At 72.7% G+C, this 6,003-nt stretch carries 7 protein-coding genes; 1 reads left to right on the top strand and 6 read right to left on the bottom strand.

All coding sequences use genetic code 11. The annotated features are described in order from the left end of the window. Window positions 1-105 precede the first annotated feature (105 nt). The 4 genes from pgi to ACZ4EF_RS32235 form a co-directional block, all read right to left on the bottom strand. On the bottom strand, window positions 106-1,764 hold the full coding sequence (gene pgi / locus ACZ4EF_RS32250) for a glucose-6-phosphate isomerase (RefSeq protein ID WP_355333880.1): 1,659 nt from the start codon (window positions 1,762-1,764) through the stop codon (window positions 106-108). 75 nt (window positions 1,765-1,839) lie between these two features. Beyond that, on the bottom strand, window positions 1,840-1,962 hold the full coding sequence (locus ACZ4EF_RS32245; RefSeq protein WP_402713712.1) for a hypothetical protein: 123 nt from the start codon (window positions 1,960-1,962) through the stop codon (window positions 1,840-1,842). Window positions 1,963-2,056: 94 nt separating this feature from the next. Then, window positions 2,057-2,821 (bottom strand): sugar isomerase domain-containing protein, encoded by a 765-nt coding sequence (locus ACZ4EF_RS32240; RefSeq protein WP_401856613.1) that lies wholly within the window; start codon window positions 2,819-2,821, stop codon window positions 2,057-2,059. 209 nt (window positions 2,822-3,030) lie between these two features. Further along, window positions 3,031-4,068, bottom strand: coding sequence for an N-acetylglucosamine kinase (locus ACZ4EF_RS32235; protein ID WP_467507674.1), 1,038 nt, complete (start codon window positions 4,066-4,068; stop codon window positions 3,031-3,033). Window positions 4,069-4,138: 70 nt separating this feature from the next. Between ACZ4EF_RS32235 and ACZ4EF_RS32230 the strand changes: the two genes are divergently transcribed. After that, window positions 4,139-5,005 (top strand): MurR/RpiR family transcriptional regulator, encoded by an 867-nt coding sequence (locus ACZ4EF_RS32230; RefSeq protein WP_467507672.1) that lies wholly within the window; start codon window positions 4,139-4,141, stop codon window positions 5,003-5,005. A 108-nt stretch (window positions 5,006-5,113) separates the two neighbouring features. On the opposite strand, the gene ACZ4EF_RS32225 is transcribed toward ACZ4EF_RS32230, so the two are convergent. Together ACZ4EF_RS32225 and secG are read right to left on the bottom strand one after the other, a co-directional pair. Beyond that, the gene (locus ACZ4EF_RS32225) at window positions 5,114-5,449 is read right to left on the bottom strand and encodes an RNA polymerase-binding protein RbpA (protein WP_073497103.1); all 336 of its coding nucleotides are present in this window, start codon (window positions 5,447-5,449) and stop codon (window positions 5,114-5,116) included. A 170-nt stretch (window positions 5,450-5,619) separates the two neighbouring features. Beyond that, window positions 5,620-5,856: a preprotein translocase subunit SecG gene (secG, locus tag ACZ4EF_RS32220; RefSeq protein ID WP_355333892.1), complete on the bottom strand. Its 237-nt coding sequence runs from the start codon at window positions 5,854-5,856 to the stop codon at window positions 5,620-5,622. Between the last annotated feature and the right edge of the window lie 147 nt (window positions 5,857-6,003).

The following is a 6,003-nucleotide window of genomic DNA, read 5'->3' as shown; positions in this document are numbered from 1 at the left end:
CCCCCCCCCCCCCCCCCCCCCCCCCCCCCCCCCCCCCCCCCCCCCCCCCCCCCCCCCCCCCCCCCCCCCCCCCCCCCCCCCCCCCCCCCCCCGGTGCGTGGTGCCTCAGCGACCGCGCAGCTCGCGGTACTTGGCGACCAGGGCCGTGGTGGAGGCGTCCAGGCCGGGGACGGCGGTGCCCTCGGCGAGGGCGGGCTCGACGCGCTTGGCGAGGACCTTGCCCAGCTCGACGCCCCACTGGTCGAAGGAGTCGATGTTCCAGACCGCGCCCTGGACGAACACCTTGTGCTCGTAGAGGGCGATGAGCTGGCCGAGGACGGACGGCGTCAGCTCGGTGGCCAGGATGGTGGTCGTGGGGTGGTTCCCGCGGAAGGTCTTGTGCGGGACCAGTTCCTCGGGCACGCCCTCGGCCCTGACCTCGTCCGGCGTCTTGCCGAAGGCCAGCGCCTGGGTCTGCGCGAAGAAGTTCGCCATCAGCAGGTCGTGCTGGGAGGCGAGCGGCCCGAGTTCGTCGACCGGGCGCGCGAAGCCGATGAAGTCCGCGGGGACGAGCTTGGTGCCCTGGTGCAGCAACTGGTAGTACGCGTGCTGCCCGTTGGTGCCCGGCGTGCCCCAGACGACCGGGCCCGTCTGCCAGGTCACCGGGTTGCCCTGCCGGTCCACGGACTTGCCGTTGGACTCCATGTCGAGCTGCTGGAGGTAGGCGGTGAACTTGCTCAGGTAGTGGCTGTACGGCAGCACCGCGTGCGACTGCGCGTCGTGGAAACCGCCGTACCAGACGCCGAGCAGGCCGAGCAGCAGCGGGACGTTCTCCTCCGGCGGCGCGGTCCTGAAGTGCTCGTCGACCAGGTGGAATCCGGCCAGCATCTCGCGGAAGCGGTCGGGGCCGATGGCCAGCATCAAGGAGAGGCCGATGGCCGAGTCGTAGGAGTACCGGCCGCCGACCCAGTCCCAGAACTCGAACATGTTCTGGGTGTCGATGCCGAAGTCGGCGACCTTCTCCGCGTTGGTGGACAGCGCCACGAAGTGCTTGGCGACCGCGGACTCGTCGGCGCGCAGCTCGGTGAGCAGCCAGTCGCGGGCGGAGGTGGCGTTGGTGATGGTCTCGATGGTGGTGAAGGTCTTGGACGCGATGATGAACAGCGTCTCGGCCGCGTCCAGGTCGCGGACCGCCTCGTGCAGGTCGGCGCCGTCCACGTTGGACACGAAACGGACCGTCAGACCGCGGTCGGTGTAGGCGCGCAGCACCTCGTAGGCCATCGCGGGGCCGAGATCGGAGCCGCCGATGCCGATGTTGACGACATTCCTGATCCGCTTGCCGGTGTGGCCGGTCCACTCCCCCGAGCGCACCCGGTCGCAGAAGACCTGCATCTTGTTGAGCACGGAGTGCACGGCGGGCACGACGTCCTGGCCGTCCAGCTCGATCACCGCGGAGCGCGGGGCGCGCAGAGCGGTGTGCAGGACCGCCCGGTCCTCGGTGACATTGATCCGCTCGCCGCGGAACATCGCGTCACGAAGCTCGAACACCCCGGTCGCGGCGGCCAGTTCGCGCAGCAGCCGGAGCGTCTCGTCCGTCACGAGCTGCTTGGAGTAGTCCAGGTGGAGGTCACCCACTTGGAGGGTGTAACGGCTGCCCCGCTCGGGGTCGGCCGCGAACAGATCCCGCAGGTGCGCGTCCGCCAGTTCCTCGCGGTGCTTGCCGAGCGCGTGCCATTCGGCACGCTGGTCGAGAGCCTTCGGGCCCTGCGCGTTCGTTTCGGACATCAGTCCACTTCTCCTCGTCCTCGCTGCACGCCCCACGCTAATTGATGACACGCCGGAACGAGACGAGGGCGGGCATCAGGAAGGCGTGCGGTTGGCGGCGCTGACCCGGCCGAGCAGGTCCGCCGGGGTGCGTTCCTGGAGGAGCGTCACCTCACTGACGTTCCGCACCGTGCCGAGAGCGCCGGATACGGCCGTCACGGTGACCGCGGCGGGCCAGGTCCGCCGCGCCGGGGCAGCGCGGCGGACTCGGCGAGCGCGGGCGGCTCGGTGGCGCGGGAGAAGTGGCGGCGGGTCAGAAACCGCCGCGGTGCAGGCGGCCCGCGTAGCGCTCCTCCAGGACGGCGTTGCGCTCGAAGCCGCCGGGCAGATTCGCGGAGATGTAGACCGGCGCCTGGTGCCCCTCGGCGGTGAGCAGGCCCACGCACTCGGCGACGACCATCTGGACCAGCAGGGCCGAGGTGATGGTGGAGACACCGCACAGCGCGCCGCCGTCGGGCAGCGGGAGCAGGGCGTCACCGGCGGGCGCGCAGTTGTCGAGGACGGCGTCGGCGATGTCCGCGAGCCGCTTGCCGCTGGGGTGCAGGGCGGGCACGGCGCGGGTGTGGGTCAGCGAGGTGAGGGCGACCAGCGGGTGCCCCGCCTCCTTGACCTGGAGCGCCATGTCCACCACGGAGTTGTTCACACCGGAGTTGGAGACGATCACGAACAGGTCCCGCGGGTGCGGCGTCGACAGGTCGTACAGCCGCCTGGCCAGGCCGGGGGAACGTTCCAGCAGCGGGTCGTCGAGCACCGAGCGGTCCTCGCCGCCGCGCAGCACGAGGTCGGCGAGGCCGATCCGGTTGGTGGGGATCAGGCCGCCCGCGCGGCCGACGATCTCCAGGACGGTGGCCTGGGAGTGGCCGGTGCCGAAGCCGTGGATCACACCGTCGGCGGCCACGCAGTCGGCGAAGAGCCGTCCCGCGGCGGCGACGGAGTCCTTGTTGGCCGCGATGGCGCGCTCGACGGCGGCGCGCCCCTCGTCGGCGAACCGGGCGGCGCTGAGCTGTGCGTCGGCCATGGCCGAGCCCCCTTGGTGGGTCGGGTGGTGAGATCGGTGGCCGGTTCGGCTCGATCAACCATCTTTGAGATGGTCCGATGAAACAATGAACCACCCTTCGCGCCGCCGTCAAGACACCCCGGCGCCGCCGCGACCCCGCGAGGAACCCGGCCTCACCACAGAGGACCCCTCACACCAGCGGCCCCCGGCCTCACAGCAACAGCCCGCCCTCACAGCAACAGCCGTGCCAGCGCCGCCGCCCCCACTCCCCCGTTCGCCACCGGGAAGACCCGCAGCGCGAGCCCGTCGAGCCGGGCGACGACCCGGTCGAGCAGCGGGCCGCCGGGCCCGAGCAGTCCGCCGGTGAGCACCAGCGGCTCCCCCGGCCGCGGCTCCAGCGCCCGTACGGTCGCCACCAGCAAATCGGCCGCGCCGTCCAGCAGCCGCAGCGCCACCGCGTCGCCCTCGTCCGCCGCCTCCACCGCCTGCCTGCTGAGCTGCGCGAGCCGGGCGGGCGTCTGCTCGTACGCGCTGGTCACGATGGCCTCGCTGAGATCGGCGCGCGCCTCGCCGTCGGGCATTGGCCGTTCCGCGCCGTCCAGGCGCCCGGTGCCGCCCAGCCGCTCGTACGCGCCCGGCGGCAGATAGTGCGCGGCGACCCTGGCGACCAGCGAGGTCCAGGGGCCGCGGCCGTCCAGCGCCTCCAGCGCCGCCCGCACCGCCCGGCCACCGAGCCAGAAGCCGCTGCCCTCGTCGCCGAGCAGCCAGCCGTGGCCGTCCACGACCGCGGAGCGGCGTCTGCCGGTGAGCCGGGTGGCGATGGCGCCGGTGCCCGCGATCAGCACCAGGCCGTCGCCGGGCGCGCCGGGCGCGGAGGCCAGCGCGACCTCGGTGTCGCCGCCGACGCCGATCGCGGCGCCCGTGATGCCGTTGGCGGCCAGCGCGTCGGCCAGACAGGACAGCGCGAGGCCGTGGCCGCGCTCGGCGCCGAGCCCTTCCGCGGCGCCCGCGAAGCCGCCGTAGACCGCGGCGACCCGCCCCCGCAGGTCGGCCGGGACCGCCTGGGCGACCGCGTCCGTCAGGTGCCGGGTCAGTTCGGCCCGGCCGACGCTCAGCGCGTTGCCCGGCCCCCCGGTGCCGCGGCCGAGCACGACGACCTCCGCCGGGCCCCCGGCCGTCTCCGGCGCCGCCTCCGCCAGATACGCGCGGCTGCTGGTACCGCCCGCGTCGATGCCGATCACAAGCGGTCGGCTGTAGATTTCACTCATTGCCACGAATGGTGGTTGATAGATTCACCCGCAGGCAAGTCCTCAAGCCGTCCAGCCGAGACGAGTCACCATGATCACCGCGTTGATCCGCTCCGAACTGCCCCGGATGTCCGGTTCCCTGCGCAAGGTGGGCGAGCTGGTGCTGGCCGACCCGGTCGCGGCGACGCACGGCTCCGCGGCCGAGCTGGGGCGGCGTACGGGCACCTCGCAGGCCACCGTCACCCGCTTCTGCCGGGCGCTCGGCCTGGACTCGTACCAGCAGCTCCTGATCGAGCTGGCGCAGGAGCAGGGCCGCAGCGAGGCGGAGCCCCGTACGGCGGCGCTCGGGCCGCAGATCGGGCCCGAGGACGACCTGGAGCAGGTGATCGGGGTGGTCGCGGAGGCCGATCTGCGGGCACTGCGGCAGACCGCCGACCGGCTGGACCGCGAGGCACTGGAACGGGCCGCGCAGACGCTCGCGAAGGCCCGCAGGATCGACGTCTACGGCGTCGGCGGCTCGGGGATCGTGGCCAGGGAGACCGAGGCGCGGCTGTACGGCATCGGCTGCGCCGCGCACGCCTGGACCGAGGTGCACGCGGCGGAGACCTCCGCGGCCCTGCTGACGCCCTCCGACGCGGTGGTGGCCATCTCGCACTCGGGCACCACCCGGGAGGTGCTGGAGCCGCTGCGGCTGGCCGCGGAGCGCGGCGCCGTCACCGTGGCCGTCACCGGCGACCCGCGCTCGCCGATCGCCCAGGCCGCCGACGTACGCCTCACGTCCACCTCGGGCGAAACCAGCTTCAGGCGCGGCAACTTCGGCACCCGCCACTCCGTACTGCTCATCGTGGACTGCCTGTACGCCCGCGTCGCGCAACTCACCTACGAACGGGCTACGGCCTCCATCGCGTTGACGGGCCATATCGCGGACGCGCACGCGGCCCGGCCGCGCCGCCGCTGAGACGCCCGCCGCGGAGCGTGCCGTGAAAACAGAAAGCCCTCGGTCGCCGGGCGGGCTCAGAGGTCTGACCCCCCCCGGCAACCGAGGTCCGGGACTTCCCTGATCTCGCTAGATCTCGCCGCGGAGCTTCGCCAGCGCCTCGGCGAGGATCGCCTCGCCGTCGGCGGCGCTGCGCCGCTCCCGCACGTAGGCGAGGTGGGTCTTGTACGGCTCGGTACGCGGCGGCGCCGGCGGATTCTCCTCGTCCTGCCCCGCCGGGAAGCCGCAGCGTGGGCAGTCCCAGGTCTCCGGGATCTGCGCGTCGCTGGCGAAACTCGGCTGGGTCTCGTGCCCGTTCGAGCACCAGAAGGAGATGCGGAGGCGCGGCGCGGACTCGCCGCGCTCGGCCTCTCCCATCGGCCCCGCTCCGACCCGACTTCCACGGATCGCGTTGCCACTTGCCACGGTCGTAACTCCCTGCGTGATGGTGCTGCGAGGTCGCCAGTTTACGGAGACCTTACGTGCCGTCCAGTGGCAGGCGCTCGACCTGTCCCCCGAGGACGTCTCCCCATAGTAAGCCGGGGTGGCGACGAGGCGTCAGTTCTCCCTGGATGCGCGGGAGTCGAACGTCGGCCCTACTTCTGGAACTTCATCACCAGGCCAAGGGTGACAATGCAGGCGAACCACAGCAGACCGACCACGACGGTGATCCGGTCGAGGTTGCGCTCGGCCACCGAGGAGCCGCCGACGGAGGACTGCATGCCGCCGCCGAACATGTCCGAGAGGCCGCCGCCCTTCCCCTTGTGCATCAGCACGAGCAGCAGAAGCAGCAGGCTGAAAATGATGAGGGCGATGGAGAACCCGATGACCACGGCTGGACCAACTCTCTCGACTACATGACAACGGCGCGGGGGGGGGGGGGGGGGGGGGGGGGGGGGGGGGGGGGGGGGGGGGGGGGGGGGGGGGGGGGGGGGGGGGGGGGCGGGGGGTTAGGGTTCTTTTCCTTGTCTTGTGGGGAA

Source organism: Streptomyces sp. NPDC025721 (assembly GCF_055558595.1).
The sequence above is the reverse complement of the archived record's forward strand: the minus strand, read 5'-3'. Positions and strand labels throughout refer to the sequence as shown.